A 15720-nucleotide genomic window follows, 5' to 3' on the forward strand; every position below is an offset into this window, starting at 1 on the left:
GAGGGAAAGCGACGGTGCCTTACGACCCGATCACGCCGGCGTCCTGCTTGGTGATGGCGACGACGGACGGGCGCGGCGGCATGTTGGGCTTGAAGTCAGGCCAACGGGTCGCCGGGTCTTCAAAGGTCGACTTGCGGCCGAACGGCTTGTAAAGCTCGACACCGTCGGTGGCCGGGTGCTGCACCGCGACGAACAGGGTCTTGTCGTCGGGCGCGAATTCCGGCCCGCACATTTCCGCCCCCACCGGCACGCGGAAGAACATCATCGATTTGCCGCGCAGTGCGCCTTCGGTCTCCACCGCGTAAACGCCGTCGGCCTTGCCCGACGCCTTGAACCAGCCTTCGCCCTGGTCGGTGGTGATCCACAGCCGCCCCTGGTGATCAATGGCGCAATTGTCGGGGCAGGAGAACCAGCCATTGTCGGAGGTGGCGGGGTTGAACATCGCCCCCACCTCGCCGTCCTTGGGATTGCCGCCCTTGAGCAGAATGCTCCAGGTGAACTTGGTGGCGGCGTGGTCGCCGTCCGGCGGCATCATTTCCACCACCTGGCCCCACAGGTTGCCCGCGCGGTCGTTGGCGGCGTCCACCTGTTCGGCCTTGCGGCGGGAGTTGTTGGTCAGCATGACGTAGATGGCGCCGGTCTTCGGGTTGACCTCGACGTCTTCCGGGCGGTCCATCTTTGTGGCGCCCAGCTTGTCGGCGGCGAGACGCGCCTTGATCAGCACTTCGCCCTGATCCTTGAAGCCGGCGTCGGCGGTCAGGCCGTTCTGGCCATGCACCAGCGGCAGCCATTCCAGCGACCCGTCGGCGTTGTAACGGGCGACGTGCAGCACGCCGTCGTCCAGCAGCGTCATGTTGTGGGCGCGGTCGCCTTCGACATACTTCTTGGCCGAGACGAATTTGTAGACGTAATCGAACCGCTCGTCGTCGCCCATGTAGGCGACCACCCGCCCGTCCTTGTTGACGGCGATGGAGCAGGCCTCATGCTTGAAGCGGCCCAGCGCCGTGCGCTTGATCGGGGTGAAGGTCGGGTCGTAGGGGTCGATTTCGACGATCCAGCCGAAGCGGTTGGCTTCGTTGGGTTCCTTGGCGACGTTGAAACGGTCGTGATAGACGCCCCAGTTGTACCACTTGCCGGGCACGCCGTAGCGGTCGCCCTTGGGCTTTTCCTCATCCGACCAGAAATAGCCGTTGAAGTTCTCTTCCGTCGTCAGCCAGGTGCCCCACGGCGACATGCCGCCGGCGCAGTTGTTCAGCATGCCGCGGACCTTGGTCCCGGTCGGGTCGTAGGAGGTCTTCATCAGATCATGGCCGGCGGCGGGGCCGGAGATGGCGCACTCGGTCTCGCCGGTGATGCGGCGGTTGTACTTGGAGGCGGGATCATAGGTCCACTTGCCGCCGACCTTCTTCACCTCGACCACGCTGCCGCCGTGAGCGGCGATTTCGATATCGACCAGTTCCTTGGTCATCTTGGCGAATTTGGCTTCCTGCTGTTCGCCGCCCAGACCGGGGAACATCACCTCTTCGTCGGTGTACTCATGATTGACGCACAGCAGGCCGTGATCGGGGGTCTTGCTCCCCGCGGCAGCGGCGCGAAGCCGAGATAATCGTTGTTGTAGCCGAATTGCAGCGCCTGGGACGCCGCCGACTGCTTCAGCGGGTCGAAGGCCGGGGCGCCGGGGACCACCGGGTCGCCCCAGCGAATCAGCACGTCGGCGCTGTAGCCGGGGGCGACATGGTGGGTTTCATCGACGCCGAAGGCGACTTCCGAAAAGGTGAAGGACGGCTTGGCGGCTTCGGCCGCGGCTTCCTTCGACAGCGCCGCCAGAGCGGCGGGGCCTGCGACGGCGGAAATGGCGGAAACCGCCAGCGCACCGCGCAGCATGTCGCGGCGGCCGAAGCGCGCGGCGATGATGTCGCCCATAGTGGGGTTTTCGGTCGGATTGCTGCCGATGTCTTCGGCGGCCTGATAGCCCTTGGCGTCGCTCATGTCTCTTGTCCCCCGGGGGTGGAAGTTTGAGCGCACCTTAGGCGGGGGTGATGACAGCGATGTTACGGTAATGTTGGTGTTGAATGAAGGCGAGCAGGATGGGGCGGGCTCGCGCGACGGAGCGGGCCTAATCGATTGCCTGGCAGGTAACGGCGGCCACAAACCTCCCCGCCGCATGCGCATGCCTGCCATCACCGTCGTGCTGCGGTACGTCCGCGGCCGATCCGGTTAAGGTCCTGAACCTTCACCGTCGCCGTTCGGGCCATCCATGCGTCTCATCTTCCTGCTCGGCCTCGCCGGGTTCGCCAGCGCCTTCTCCCTGCGCACCACCGATCCGATGCTGACGCTGATCGCCGACGACCTCGGCGTGACGGTCCGGCAGGCGGCGCTGCTGGCGTCGGCCTACACGCTGCCCTATGCGCTGATGCAGATCGTGCTGGGTCCCGTCGGCGACGCCATCGGCAAGTCGCGGCTGGTGCGGCTGGCGCTGGCCGTTCTGACGGTGGGGCTGGCGCTGTCCACCATCGCGCCGACCTACGGCACGGTGATGGCCGGGCGCATCCTGGCCGGCGCCTTCGCCGGCGGCATCATCCCGGCCTCCATGGCGCTGATCGGCGACCGCGTGCCCTATGAGGAGCGCCAGATCGCCATAAGCCGCTTCCTACTGGCGGTGATCCTGGGGCAGATGTCGGGCTCCGCCGTATCGGGGGCGCTGGCCGAAGCCTTCGGCTGGCGCGCGGTGTTCGGCCTGTCCACCGGCCTGACCGCGCTGATCTGCGTCGCCGCCCTGGTCGGGCTGGCGCGGGAGGTGGAGACCCGCTCGCCCCTGTCGGTGGCGGACGCGCAGCGGCGCTATGCCACCGTGCTGACCAACCCGGCCTCACTGATCGTCTTCGCCACGGTGGCGGCGGAAGGGCTGCTGATCTTCGGCGTCTTCCCCTTCGTGGCGCCGGTGCTGATCGAGCATGGCGCGGCCGGTGCCTTCCAGGCCGGGCTGACCATCGCCGCCTTCGCCATCGGCGGCGTGGCCTACAGTGCGGTGGTGCGGCGGCTGATCGCCTCGCTCGGCCAGTGGGGCATGATGAAGGCCGGTGGTCTGGCGGCGGGGCTGGCCTATCTGGTCATCGCCTTCCCGGTGCCCTGGCCGGTGGTGAGCCTCGCCTTCCTAGTCGCCGGCTTCGGATTCTACATGCTGCACAACACCATGCAGACCCAGGCGACGGAACTGGCGCCGACCGCCCGCGGCTCGGCGCTGGCCCTGTTCGCGTCCAGCTTCTTCATCGGGCAGGGGATCGGCCCGGTCCTGTACGGCTATATCTCCACCCACACCGGCTTCGCCCCGCTGTTCCTCGGCGTCGGCGCGCTGACCGCCGGGCTGGGCTTCGCCTCGGCCCGGCTGATCCGGCGGGGGCGGGGTTGAGAGCTACAAACACGCCCGGATGTAGGGCCGGTTCGCCTCCCACAGTTCGTCCAGAATGGCGATGGCGGCGGTGCTGGAGGTGATGACGGGGTCGATCAGCAGGGCCTGCAGCGCCAGTTCCTTGGACCCGTGCAGTGCCGCCTCCACCGACAATTGCTGCACGTTGGCCTGCACCGACAGCAGCTTGACGATGCCGTCGGGCAGGCGGCCGAGCGAGATCGGGTGGATGCCGGCGGCGTCGGCCACCAGCGGCACCTCCACCGCCAGTTCGTCGGGCAGGCCGGGGATGACGCCGCGGTTGATGACGATGCCGCTCTCGATGAAGCGCTTCTGGTTGTGCAGCTGGCCGGCGATCACCGCCACCGCCCGCTCGCCCCAGGACGGTTTGGTCCAGTCGTCGGGGATCGGCTTGCTGCCGTCGATGACGCCGTCCATCAGGTCGCGCAGGATGACGCGGCCCTCCTCGTCATGTTTGAAGTCGAAGCCGTGCTCGCCGGCTTCCCAGCCATAGGACAGGAATTCGCCGGTGTGGTCGTCGCTGGGCGTCACCCACAGGCCGAAGGCGTGGAACAGGCGCCGCGCCAGCGGGGTGAAGGACGGGTCGTGCGTCGCCTCCCTCTCGCGCAGCAGGGGGTAGAGGTCGCGCCCCGTCGCCTTTTCGCGGATTGCGGTCAGCCATTGGAAATGGTTCAGCCCGGCGCCCCAGACATCCACCTCCTTCTCCGCCATTCCCAGGATCTGGCAGATGAACCAGCGCGCCAGGAAGATGCCGTGGCAGAGCCCCAGCGTCCGCACGGAGGTGCAGCGCGACAGGCCGAGCACGATGCGGCTTTCCGGATTCGACAGGTTGATGAACAGGGCGTCGGGGCAGATGGCTTCCACGTCGCGGACGATGTCGACGATCAGCGGCAGGGTACGCAGCGTGAAGAACAGCCCGCCGGGACCGCCGTTCTCGCCCAGCGTGTGGCGGATGCCGTGCTTCTTCGGCACCTCGAAATCCAGCTTCCACAGGCGGTTGCGGTCGATGGCGATGGCGCACAGCACGAAGCCGGCGCCCTGCAGCGCGGCCTTGCGGTCGGTGGTCTTCTCGATGGTGATGCCGGCGTCCCCGTGGCGGTTCATCACCTCGGCCAGCGCAGCCATGCGGTCGAGCGCCTCCGGGTTGGTGTCGACCAGCGTCAGGGTGCTGCCGGCCAGTTCGGTGGTGGAGAACAGGTCCTGGAACAGGCTGAGCCCGAAGGCGGCGCTACCGGCACCGATGAAGACGATCTTGGTGGTGTTGGGCATGATGCGATTCCTCCGTAAACGGAGCGGCTGACCGCCGTCTTATCGGAACAGGCTACGCCTTTTGGGCAGGCCCGCACAGTGCCTGCGTGCAACCACCTGCGGCTGCGCCACCGCGTCGCGCCCGGACCGTTCGCGTGCTTGTCCCATGGCGAAGGGCGGCGGGCTGGGGCATGCTGGGGAAAACGAACCATCCCCGTGGGAGGAAATGAATGGACAGCTTCAGCCAGCCCGTGTCCCAGGCCGACGATGCCAAGCCGCTGACTTTCCCGCCGGATTTCCGCTGGGGGGCGTCCACCGCCTCCTACCAGATCGAAGGGGCGGTGGGAGAGGACGGGCGCGGGCCTTGCGTGTGGGACACCTTCACCGCCCAAGGCCGCATCATGGACGGCAGCAGCGCCGCCGTCGCCTGCGACCATTACCACCGCTACCCGGAAGACATCGCGCTGATGAAGGCGGCGGGCTTCGACAGCTACCGCTTCTCCATCGCCTGGCCGCGCATCCTGCCGACGGGAACCGGGGCGGTGGAGACGCGCGGCCTCGATTTCTACGACCGGCTGGTGGATAGCCTGCTGGAAGCCGGCATCACGCCGATGGCCTGCCTCTTCCATTGGGACCTGCCGCAGCCGCTGGAGGATGCCGGCGGCTGGCAGGGGCGGGAGATCATCGGCCCCTTCGCCGATTATGCGCGCATTGTCACAGCCCGGCTCGCCGACCGGGTCAAGACCTGGATGATGCTGAACGAGCCGAACGTGGTCGCCATCTTCGGCTATGGCGTGGGCGAGCATGCCCCCGGCCACAGGCTGGGCGAACAGGGCATCCTGCGGGCGCTGCACCACCAGAATCTGGCGCAGGGCGCTGCGCTGCGCGCCATCGCGGCGGAGCATTCCGGGCTGACGCTTGGCACCGTGCTGAACCTGCAGCCCGCCGTTCCCGACAGCGACCGGCCGGAGGATGTGGCCGCGACCGCCCGCTGGGACGCGGTGTGGAACCGGGTGACGCTGGACGGGCTGATGCGCGGGCAAATCCCGGCGCTGCTGGCCGACAGGATGGCGGAGTTCGTGCTGCCCGGCGACGAGGAGGCGATCCGCTACCCCATCGACCTGCTGGGCATCAACTACTACTCCCGCATGACGATGAAGCATGAGGAAGGGCGGCCCTTCGATGTCGGCTGGGGCGAGGCGCAGTGCCGGCGCTGGACCGGCATGGCCTGGCCGGTGCAGCCGGAAGGGCTGTACGACCTGCTGACCGAATTCCGCACCGATTACGGCAACCCCGCCGTCTTCATCGCGGAGAATGGCTGCGCCTATGACGACGTGGTGACGCCGGACGGCCAGATCCACGATCCGGAGCGCGTGCTGTTCTACCGCGAGCATCTGGAATCGGTGGCGAAGGCGCTGGCCGACGGCTGCAACGTCAAGGGCTATCTGTGCTGGAGCCTGCTGGACAATTTCGAATGGGCCTTCGGCCTGTCGAAGCGGTTCGGCATCGTGCGGGTCGATTACGACACGCTGGAACGCACGCCCAAGGACAGCTACCGCTTCCTCGCCGAGGTTGTGAGAACGGGGAGGCTTTAAGCCTTTCTTCGCCCCTGCCCCTGTACTTTTGTCGAGGCACGTCCTATTCGTTAGTAATACGGACGGTGAGGGACTGAGGGCGGAGGCCCGGGATGGCCGACATGACCGACGACAGAGGCGCCGCAACCGGCGGTGCCAATTCCGGAGGCCCCGCGACCGGCGAGGGGGCGCCCGGCTTCGCCCGCCGCTTCCTCCGGCTGGCGGGCGGTTACTGGCGCGGGCGGTCGCGGGTGACCGTCTGGGCGCTGACCGTGGCGCTGTTCGTGCTGACCGTCGGGCAGGTGTCGATCCCGGTCCTGATAAACCTGTGGAGCGAACGGCTGTTCGATGCGCTCGAACAGCGCTCCATGGACCGCTTCCTGACGATGATCGGTCTGGTCGGGCTGATCATCGTCTACAACATCGTCATCGTCGTCCTGCACCTGCGGGTGAAGCGCCGGCTGCAGATGGGCTGGCGCGACTGGCTGACCCGCAAGCTGCTGGAGGACTGGCTGCGCCGCGGCCGCCACCACCAGATCGCCTACATGCCGGGCGAGCACGACAACCCCGATGGCCGCATCGCCGAGGACATCCGCATCACCGCGGAGATGGCCATCGACCTGGGCCATTCGCTGACCTATTGCGCGCTCCTGCTCATCAGCTTCACCAACATCCTGTGGATGCTGTCGGGCACCCTGTCGGTCACGCTGTTCGGGACCGAGCTGTCGGTGCCCGGCCATCTGCTGTTCGTGGCGCTGCTCTATGCCGCCATGGGCACGACCATCGCCATGCTGATCGGCCAGCCGCTGGTCACCGCCGTCAACCGGCGCCAGGGCTATGAGGCGGATTTCCGCTTCGCGCTGGCCCGCATCCGCGAGAACGGCCAGACCATCGCGCTGCTGCACGGGGAATCGGCGGAGCGCGGGCATCTCGCCACCCTGTTCGGCGGGGTGGTGCGCGGCTGGACCGGCCAGACCCGCGCGCTCAGCCATATGATGGTGTTCAGCGCCAGCTATTCGGTGTTGTCGGCCGCCTTCCCGATCCTGGTCGCCGCCCCGCGCTACATCGCCGGGACCATCTCGCTGGGCGTTCTGATGCAGACGGCGCAGGCCTTCCAGCAGACGGTGGGTGCCCTGTCCTGGCCCATCGACAACCTGCCGCGCGTCGCCGAATGGCGGGCGTCGGTGGAGCGTGTGCTGAACCTGCACGACGCGCTGGTCCGGCTGGACCGCGAGGTTTGCGACGTGCCGGACGGCCATATCCAGGTCGTGCGTTCCGACGAACACAGCACCCTGACCTTCAGCGGCGTTTCCATCGACGAGCCGAACGGCACGGCCGTCGTCCATGCCTTCGACCTGGAGGTCCGTCCGGGCGACCGCGTGCTGATCGGCGGCGACGCGACGGCGACCATCCGCCTGTTCCGCGCCGTGGCCGGCGTCTGGCCGTGGGGGAGCGGGCGCATCACCCTGCCGGCCCACACCCGCGTCTTCTTCATGCCGGAACGCCCCTATCTGCCGCACGACAGCCTGCGGGCGGTGCTGGCCTATCCCGGCCCGGCCTCTTCGGTGGCCGACGACAGGGCGGCCGACGCGCTGGCCAGCGTCGGCTTGCCCGATCTGGTCGACCGGCTGGACGCCACCGACCGCTGGGACGAGGTCCTGTCGGTGCCCGAGCGCCAGCGGCTGGGTTTCGCCCGGCTGCTGATCCGCCGCCCCGACTGGATCTTCCTGGAGGACGCCACCGACAGCCTCGATCCCCCGGCAGAGGAGGAACTGCTGACCCTGATGGAGCGGGAACTGCCGAACGCGACCCTGCTGACCATCGGCCACCATGCGGGTCTGGACGCCCATCACAGCCGCAAGCTGATCCTGGAGCGCACCAACGGCGCCGTCACCCTGCGCGAGGAGGCGCGCGAGGCCCGGCCGGTGGCGGAGAGCGCGGCGTGACCGTCCCCCCATGCTGGAGTTGATCGCCGCATCCTTGGAACGCGTCCGAAAAACTGCCACACTGCGCGGCCGACACCGTTCGTATTCACAGCATCGCCGCGCCGCATAACCATGGACATGACCGTGAAGAAGACCGACATCAACGCGGCGTGGCGGGGTCTGGCCAATTGCCGGGGATGCGGCATCCGGGAATCGGCGCTGTTCGCCGACCTGACGGAATCCGACTTCAACCTGATCCATCTGCCGATCGACGAGTTCACGGTGGCGCCGGGCGCCGCCCTCTACCATGTCGGCGACGATCCGGCGGCGCTCTACACCGTGCGCAGCGGGCTGGTGAAGCTGGTCCAGTATCTTCCCAACGGCGGCCAGCGCATCGTCCGTCTGCTGCGGGCCGGCGACACCGCGGGGCTGGAGGCGGCGCTGGGCGAGCCCTACCGCCACACCGCCGTCGCCATCCACCCGGTGCTGACCTGCCGCATCCCGCGCGCGGTGATCCAGCGCCTGTCGGAAGAGACGCAGCACCTGCACCAGCAGCTGATGCGGCGCTGGCACCAGGCGGTGGAGCGGGCCGACGCCTTTCTGGTCGAACTCGGCACCGGCAGCGCCCGCGCGCGGGTCGCCCGCCTGTTCCTGACCCTGGTGGACGAGCGCGGCGAGTGCGACTTTTTCGGCCGCGAGGATGTCGGCGCCGTGCTTGGCATCACCACCGAGACGGCCAGCCGCGTGGTGGCCGAGCTGAAGCGGCAGGGCATGCTGGAGGAGCTGCGGCCCAACCGCTTCCGCTGCGACCTGACGGCCCTGCGGGATCTGGCGGACGGGCCGTAGCCCGTCCCCGGGGGCGGCACCCCGATCAGGCCGCCCGCATCTCTCCCACCAGCGCATCGACCTGACCGGACAGGGTCCGCAGCTGGTCCTGGACGGTGGAGGAGGCCGACAGCACGCGGTTGGCGGAGTCCCCGACTCCCGCGCCGCATCGGCGACCGAGTCGATGTTGCCGCGGACATGCTGGGTGCTGTCCGCCGCCTCTCCCACATTGCGGGCGATCTCGCGGGTGGCGGCACTCTGCTGCTCCACCGCGGCGGCAATGGTGGCGGCGATCTCGTTCACCTCGCGGATGGTGCCGGCGATGGAGCGGATGGCGTCCACCGCCTCCTGCGTCACCGACTGCATGGCGGCGATCTGGGCGGAGATGTCCTCCGTCGCCTTCGCCGTCTGGGTGGCCAGCCCCTTCACCTCGCTCGCCACGACGGCGAAGCCCTTGCCGGCCTCCCCGGCGCGCGCCGCCTCGATGGTGGCGTTGAGCGCCAGCAGGTTGGTCTGGCCGGCGATGGACTGGATCAGCCCGATCACCTCGCCGATGCGCCCGGCGGTCTGCGCCAGCCCTTCCACCGTGCGGTCGGTCCGCTCCGCCTCCTCGGCGGCCTTGCGGGCGATCTGGCTGGAGGCGTGGACTTGCGTCCCGATCTCCTGGATGGAGGCCGAAAGCTCCTCCGTCGCGGCGGCGACCGCCTTCACGTTGCCTTCGGCCTGCTGGGAGCTACCGGCGGCGGTCGTCGCCTCCCCGGCGGTCAGGTCGGCGCTGCGGGTCATGCGCTCCGCCATGTCCTGCATCTCGCCGGCGGCCCGGGCCACGCGGTCCAGCACGCCGCGGACGCTGGTCTCGAAATTCTCCGCCATCTCGACCATGGCGCGGCGGCGTTCCCCGGCCGCACGGCCGCGTTCGGCCTCGGCGCGGGCGTTGGCCTCGCGGGCGGCGTTGGCGGTGTCGCGGAAGACGGCCAGCGCGCGGGTCATGTCGCCGATCTCGTCGGATCCGGCGGCGGGAATGGAGGCGTTCAGGTCGCCGGCCGCGATGGCGCGCATGGCGTCCGACAGAGCGCTGAGCCGGGCGACGATGTGGCGCCCCACCACCAGCCAGGCCAGGGCCACCGCGCCGATCAGGCTGCCGACGGCGAAGAGGATCAGCATGTTGCGCCCGGCGGCGATGGTGCCGTCGGTGCCGGCGACGGCGGCCTTGGCCTCGTCGCGCATGGCGGCGATCTGGCGGTCGACGGTGGCGGCGAAGCTCTGCGACAGCAGGCGGTTCTCGGCCAGGACCCGCTCGGTGTCGGCCATGGCCGCCAATTCGGCGCGGCGCAGGGCGACGATGCCCTCCTCCCCGCGGCCGAAGGCGGCCAGCGCCTTGGCCAGGGCGGCGATGACCGCGTTGCCGGCGGCATCCTCGCCGCCTTCGCCCTTTTCGGCATCGGCCAGCTTGACGATGCGCTGGTCGAGCGCGATGGCCTCGGTGATGAAGCGCCTTTCCAGCAGAGCCAGCCGGGCGGCGTCGGGGGCCTGCGCCGCCTCGTTCAGTGCGCCGGCCAGGGCGGTGCCGTGGGTCGACAGTTCCAGATGGGTGCGGAAGCGGTCCAGGCCGGGACCCAGCAGGTCCTGCGTGGATTCCTGGATGCGGGAGCGCACGTCGAAATTGGCGCGCTTGATGTCGCTCTGCACCTTGCGCAGCGGCGCCTTCAGCCCGTCGAGCAGGCCGGCCGCCTGAGCCCGCGCCGCAGCCAGCCGCTCCGCCAGCCGCCGGTCGACCGCCCCGCCGCTGTTCTCGCCGCTGTTCCCGGTGCCGTCCAGCGCCGCCCGGCGCAGTTCGAAGACATTGTCCTTGCCGTAGCCGAAGAGGAACAGCGTGTCGATCTTCCCCGCCATGTCGGCCGGCAGCCGGTCGCCCAGCGTGCCGAGCGTGCCCGTGACCTGGGAGGACGCCTCCAGATAGGCCTGCTGCAGCTCGCCGATGGTCTTGGCGTCCGGCGCGGTGCCGGAGCGGTTCATGGCGTCGAGTGCCGCGGCGATGCCGCCGCGCAGGTCGTAGAGCGCGATCATCGACCGCACCGCGTCCGACAGGGCCCCCATGTCGCGGTCGGTCCCGCCATCCAGCGCCATGCCCTTGTCCTGCAGGGACTGCCCGGATCCCTCCACCAGCGGAGCCAGCGTCTTGATGAAGCCGTCATAGGCCTGAGCGAGGCGAGCCGACGCCGCCTCGCGCCGGTCGCGCAGGGACAGTCGGGCGGCGACGCCGTCATTGACGCGATCCAGCGTGGCGATCAGGGCGTTCCCGGTGTCCCGCACCTCCGACAGCAGCGGGTCCTGCGGGCGGCGTCCGGCCAACTCGTCGACCAGGGACAGGAAGGCTCGGGCGCGTTCGCGCGTGTCGGCCTGGATGCGCTCGCGTTCCTCCTGGCTGCCGGCGCCGTCCAGGGTCGGGGCGGCGGCGGCGATGCGGCTGCTCTCCCCGGCCAGCCGGGTCGCCAGCTCCATCTCCGGCAGGCTGGTGTCGGCGATCTGTGACATTGGCCGTTGGACGGCGGAAAAGGACATCAGCCCGACGGCGCTGGCCGCCACCGTCATGGCCGCCATGCCGGCGAAGGCCAGCAGAAGCTTCGCCCGGACACCGAGACGGCGCCGGTGGCCGGGAATGGGAGTATCGCCGGACAGGCCGGAAACATGCGGCGGGAGAGCGGGTGCGGCGGTGGCCATGGCGTCGTGTCCCCTCGGGGGCGGGTGGTGATGGCTGCTCACCCGGAGGCGGCGGCTGCGCTCCACCCGGGCGCCGGCGGCTCCCATCGGCCGCAAGTCTGCATTGTCTGCAATCTTGGTTTTGCAAGTACCGAGAGGTTCTTGCGGCGATCGGTCACACCGGCTCTTGCATGGTTTTCGACCGAGCGATTCTCCGTCAATGGGTTTTCCAACAATAGGAAAAGAGATTACAGAAGCTTCCATCATACGGAATTGCGGGTTTACGAAAGTGGAAAAATTTCGCAGGCGAGAAAGTGTATTGCCCACGGGTCATATATCCCTTCGGACTCGGCTGCCGGTATCGGAGCAATGAAGACTGCACAAATCCGTCACCGGCCAAGCTCAGGCCTAGGCCGGTGGGTCATGGTCCGAACTGGCAACACCAAAGGCGTCTGGACCTTCGACCAACGTTATCCCTGTGCTTACCCCCACCGGAGAAAAAGCGATCACTTGGATAGCCCGACGGCCATACCGATGCCGAGTGGAAGCACCGGGGTGGCGTGGCTAGCTTGGGGACAGCAAGTTTCCGAGGGATTTCGAGAATGCCGCAGGACGCCAGCCCGCCTTTCCCCACCCCGTCGTACCAAGCGGCCGGGAGCGCCGGGCTACCCCCGCCGCCGGTGGCGGAAGCGATGACGGGATGATCGCCGGCATCCGTTCGGTCCTGTCCGAATGCGGCGGGCTGGCGGTCGATGCCGGCACGCTCGCCGTGAATGACGATCTCTATGCCGCCGGTCTTACCTCTCATGGTTGCGTCGGCTTGATGCTGGGGCTGGAGGAGCAGTTCGACGTCGAATTTCCGGAAAAGCTGCTGAACCGCCGCACCTTCGAGAGCATCGCGGCGATCCGCGACGCCGTGCGCGGCCTGATCGACGGGGGCGAGGCGTGAACGCCGCCCCGGCCGGCGCGGCTCCGAACCTTTCAGCCCGCGCGCGCGCCATCGGGGCGGACATCGCCGCCGCCCATGCCGAGGCGGTGGACCGGGAAAGCCGCTTCCCCGTCGAGGCTTTCGACGCCCTGCGCCGGGACCGGCTGCTGGGGGCCATGGTGCCGGCGGATCTCGGCGGCGGCGGCGCGTCGCTGTTCGAGGTGGCGGCGGCCTGCCATGCCCTGGCGCGCGGCTGCGCCGCCACCGGCATGATCTATGCCATGCACCAGATCCAGGTCGCCTGTCTGGTCAATCACGGCACCAATGGCTGGCATCGCGAGCTGATGACACGCATGGCCGCCGAACAGCTGCTTCTCGGCTCCGCCACGACGGAGGCGGAGACCGGCGGTGACATCCGCAACAGCGTTTGCGCCGTCACGGCGGCTCAGGGGGGCGCGAGTGGCCGCTTCACCCTGGCGAAGAACGCCTCCGTCATCTCCTATGGCGACCAGTCGGACGTGATCCTGGTCACCGCCCGCCGCCATCCCGACGCGCCCTCGTCCGATCAGGTGCTGGTGGTGCTGACCCGCGACGACTACCGGCTGGAAAAGACCGCGCTGTGGGACGCGATGGGGATGCGCGGCACTTGCTCCGACGGCTACCGGCTGGAGGCGGCGGGCGTCACCGAGCAGATCCTGCCGCTGCCCTACGCCGACCTGTCGGCCCAGACCATGCTGCCGGTGACCCACATCCTGTGGAGCAGCACATGGCTCGGCATCGCCGCCGACGCGGTCAGCCGCGCCCGCGCCTTCGTCCGGTCGGAGGCGAGGCGCAAGCCCGGCACCACCCCGCCCTGCGCGGTGCGGCTGGCGGAGGCGACGGCGAAGCTGCAGCAGATGAAGACCGTCATCCTGACCGCCATCCGCCAGTACGAGTTGGCCTGCGGCTCGCCGGAACTGCTCACCACACTGTCCTTCGCCACGGCGATGGCCACGCTGAAGGTCACCACGTCGGAGCTGGTGCGCGAGGTGGTGGAGGCGGCGATCCGCACCTGCGGGCTGGCCGGCTACCGCAACGACACGCCCTACAGCCTGGGCCGCCACCTGCGCGATGCCCATTCCGCCGCCCTCATGATCGGCAACGACCGCATCATGTCGCACATCGCCACGCAGCTTCTCGTCCAGCGGGACGGATCGGGGCCATTCGAATGAACATGGTCGACATCGGGGCCGCCCAGGCGGCCTATCGCGACGAGCTGGTGGCGGCCGGCCTGCTGATCCCCACCGGCGTGGACGGCCTCTATGGCCGCAGCGGCCTGTTCGAGGAGGTGGTGGAGCGTTTCGACGCGCTGGTCACCCGCTGGGGCGGCGCCGACGGGGCGGAGGTGATGCGCTTTCCCCCGGCCTTGAACCGCCAGTATTTCGAGGAAAGCGAGTATCTGAAGAGCTTCCCCCATCTGGCCGGCACCATCCACAGCTTCGCCGGCGACGAGAAGGCGCACCGCACCCTGCTGCGCCGGCTGGAGGAGGGGCAGGACTGGACCGAGGAGCAGGCCGCGACCGACGTGGTGATGACGCCGGCCGCCTGCTATCCCGTCTATCCGACCATCGCCCGGCGCGGCGCGCTGCCCGGCGAGGGAAAACTGATCGACGTCTTTTCCTACTGTTTCCGGCACGAGCCGTCGATCGACCCCGCCCGCATGCAGCTGTTCCGCATGCGCGAATACATCCGCATCGGCACGCCGGAGCAGGTGGTGGCGTTCCGCGAGACGTGGCTGGAGCGCGGGCGCGAGATGATGGCCTCGCTGGAAGTGCCACTGGAGATCGATGTCGCCAACGATCCCTTCTTCGGCCGGGCCGGCGCCATGCTGTCGAGCAGCCAGCGCGAGCAGAAGCTGAAGTTCGAGCTGCTGATCCCCGTCACCAGCACGGCGAAACCGACCGCCTGCCTCAGCTTCAACTATCACCAGGACCATTTCGGCCATATCTGGGACATCCGGACCACCGATGGCGGCGTCGCCCACACCGCCTGCGTCGGCTTCGGGATGGAGCGGGTGGCGCTGGCGCTGTTCCGCCACCACGGCTTCGACCCGGCCGGCTGGCCGGCGGCGGTCCGCAAGGTGCTGTGGGGGTGACGGGCGCCATGTGGACGCGGCACCAGCCCGACGGCCACGGCCGCCATCCCCTGCACCGGGGCGAGCGGATCTGGCTGGAGACCAACTGCTACGTCGATCTGTGGATCGAGGCTCTGCATGCCCGCGGGCTCGATCCGCTGGCGATGCTGGGCTTCACCGTCACCCAGGATTTCGAGGGCGACCAGTTCACCTTCTTCAAGGTGCCGCTGGAGGACCTGGAAACGCTGTACGGCCTGCGCGTGCAGGAACTGGCGATCTACGACAGTGTCGAGGCCCATGTGGCGGCGCAACTGGCGCGCGCTCCGGACGGCGGTCTGGTGCTGGTGGAGGTCGACGGCTTCCATCTGCCGGACACCCGCGGCACCTCCTATGGCACCACCCATGTCAAGACGACGGTCGGCATCGTCCGCATCGACCCGGCGGCGCGGACCATGGACTACTTCCACAATGCCGGCTTCCACCGGCTGGACGGGGCCGATTACGAGGGCGTCGCGGCGGCGGCGGCCGGGCCGCTGTTCCCCTATGTGGAATTCGTGAAGCCGGCGCAACCGGCGCTGGAGGGCCGGGCGCTGATGGAGGCGTCGCTGGCGCTGCTGCGCCGCCACCTCGCCCGCCGTCCGGCGGAGAACCCCGTCGCGGCCTACCGCGCCGCCTTCCCGCAGCATCTGGACCGGCTGCTGTCGCGGCCGATGGAGTATTTCCACCTCTACGCCTTCAACCTGCTGCGGCAGCTCGGCGCCAATTTCGAACTGCTGGGTGCGCATGTCCATTGGCTCGACGGGCCGGCGGAGGCGGAGGAAGCCTGCCGGACCATCGCCGAGGGGGCCAAGGCGATGCAGTTCCAGCTGGCCCGCACCGTGGCCCGGCGCAAGGCGCCCGACCTGAGCGAGGGCTTCGACCGGATGGAACGGGCTTATGACACAGCCCTGGGCGCGCTGGCCCAGCGTTACGGGTGACCG

The 15720-nt window shown here is 68.9% G+C and carries 9 protein-coding genes and 2 pseudogenes; 8 read left to right on the top strand and 3 right to left on the bottom strand.

What is annotated here, in order from left to right; translation table 11 throughout:
• Nucleotides 1-19: 19 nt before the first annotated feature.
• Nucleotides 20-1989 (bottom strand): annotated as a pseudogene (locus tag AB8P05_RS28675) (PhoX family protein).
• Nucleotides 1990-2257: 268 nt separating this feature from the next.
• On the opposite strand from AB8P05_RS28675, the gene AB8P05_RS28680 reads away from it, so the two are divergent.
• Nucleotides 2258-3409, top strand: coding sequence for an MFS transporter (locus tag AB8P05_RS28680; protein ID WP_472761833.1), 1152 nt, complete (start codon nt 2258-2260; stop codon nt 3407-3409).
• Between the two features lie 3 nt (nt 3410-3412).
• Here AB8P05_RS28680 and AB8P05_RS28685 read toward each other — a convergent pair whose 3' ends face one another.
• Nucleotides 3413-4696 (bottom strand): family 4 glycosyl hydrolase, encoded by a 1284-nt coding sequence (locus AB8P05_RS28685; RefSeq protein ID WP_472761834.1) that lies wholly within the window; start codon nt 4694-4696, stop codon nt 3413-3415.
• 209 nt (nt 4697-4905) lie between these two features.
• Here AB8P05_RS28685 and AB8P05_RS28690 point away from each other — a divergent pair, with 209 nt between their 5' ends.
• From AB8P05_RS28690 to AB8P05_RS28700, 3 genes are all read left to right on the top strand, one after another.
• Nucleotides 4906-6270 (top strand): GH1 family beta-glucosidase, encoded by a 1365-nt coding sequence (locus tag AB8P05_RS28690; protein ID WP_472761835.1) that lies wholly within the window; start codon nt 4906-4908, stop codon nt 6268-6270.
• A gap of 101 nt (nt 6271-6371) precedes the next feature.
• A complete protein-coding gene (locus AB8P05_RS28695; RefSeq protein WP_472761836.1) occupies nt 6372-8195 on the top strand; it encodes an ABC transporter ATP-binding protein/permease in 1824 nt (607 codons plus the stop codon).
• A 111-nt stretch (nt 8196-8306) separates the two neighbouring features.
• A complete protein-coding gene (locus AB8P05_RS28700; RefSeq protein ID WP_472761837.1) occupies nt 8307-9020 on the top strand; it encodes a Crp/Fnr family transcriptional regulator in 714 nt (237 codons plus the stop codon).
• A gap of 201 nt (nt 9021-9221) precedes the next feature.
• Here the strand turns inward: AB8P05_RS28700 and AB8P05_RS28705 are convergent.
• A pseudogene (locus tag AB8P05_RS28705) lies at nt 9222-11966 on the bottom strand (methyl-accepting chemotaxis protein); the annotation flags it as partial.
• Between the two features lie 433 nt (nt 11967-12399).
• Between AB8P05_RS28705 and AB8P05_RS28710 the strand changes: the two are divergent.
• Genes AB8P05_RS28710 through AB8P05_RS28725 form a run of 4 tightly spaced genes read left to right on the top strand, consistent with a single transcriptional unit; the run spans nt 12400 to nt 15717 of the window.
• Nucleotides 12400-12648, top strand: coding sequence for an acyl carrier protein (locus AB8P05_RS28710; protein WP_472761838.1), 249 nt, complete (start codon nt 12400-12402; stop codon nt 12646-12648).
• Nucleotides 12645-13838 carry an acyl-CoA dehydrogenase family protein gene (locus AB8P05_RS28715; RefSeq protein ID WP_472761839.1) on the top strand — a complete coding sequence of 398 codons (1194 nt, stop codon included), beginning with the start codon at nt 12645-12647 and terminating at the stop codon, nt 13836-13838. Before AB8P05_RS28710 ends, AB8P05_RS28715 begins: the two co-directional genes overlap by 4 nt.
• Entirely contained in the window at nt 13835-14761 is a 927-nt protein-coding gene (locus tag AB8P05_RS28720) for an amino acid--[acyl-carrier-protein] ligase (protein ID WP_472761840.1), read from the top strand. The genes AB8P05_RS28715 and AB8P05_RS28720 overlap by 4 nt, the downstream gene beginning before the upstream one ends.
• 8 nt (nt 14762-14769) lie before the next feature.
• On the top strand, nt 14770-15717 hold the full coding sequence (locus AB8P05_RS28725) for a DUF1839 family protein (RefSeq protein WP_472761841.1): 948 nt from the start codon (nt 14770-14772) through the stop codon (nt 15715-15717).
• The last annotated feature ends 3 nt before the right edge of the window (nt 15718-15720 follow it).

The sequence above is a fragment of the Azospirillum sp. VT-I1 genome (genome assembly GCF_055698305.1).

What these genes read in the sequence shown, in the direction of transcription:
- AB8P05_RS28680 (WP_472761833.1), top strand. Translation starts at nt 2,258, where the DNA reads ATGCGTCTCATCTTCCTGCTCGGCCTCGCCGGGTTCGCCAGCGCCTTC.
- AB8P05_RS28685 (WP_472761834.1), bottom strand. Translation starts at nt 4,696, where the DNA reads ATGCCCAACACCACCAAGATCGTCTTCATCGGTGCCGGTAGCGCCGCC.
- AB8P05_RS28690 (WP_472761835.1), top strand. Translation starts at nt 4,906, where the DNA reads ATGGACAGCTTCAGCCAGCCCGTGTCCCAGGCCGACGATGCCAAGCCG.
- AB8P05_RS28695 (WP_472761836.1), top strand. Translation starts at nt 6,372, where the DNA reads ATGACCGACGACAGAGGCGCCGCAACCGGCGGTGCCAATTCCGGAGGC.
- AB8P05_RS28700 (WP_472761837.1), top strand. Translation starts at nt 8,307, where the DNA reads ATGGACATGACCGTGAAGAAGACCGACATCAACGCGGCGTGGCGGGGT.
- AB8P05_RS28710 (WP_472761838.1), top strand. Translation starts at nt 12,400, where the DNA reads ATGATCGCCGGCATCCGTTCGGTCCTGTCCGAATGCGGCGGGCTGGCG.
- AB8P05_RS28720 (WP_472761840.1), top strand. Translation starts at nt 13,835, where the DNA reads ATGAACATGGTCGACATCGGGGCCGCCCAGGCGGCCTATCGCGACGAG.
- AB8P05_RS28725 (WP_472761841.1), top strand. Translation starts at nt 14,770, where the DNA reads ATGTGGACGCGGCACCAGCCCGACGGCCACGGCCGCCATCCCCTGCAC.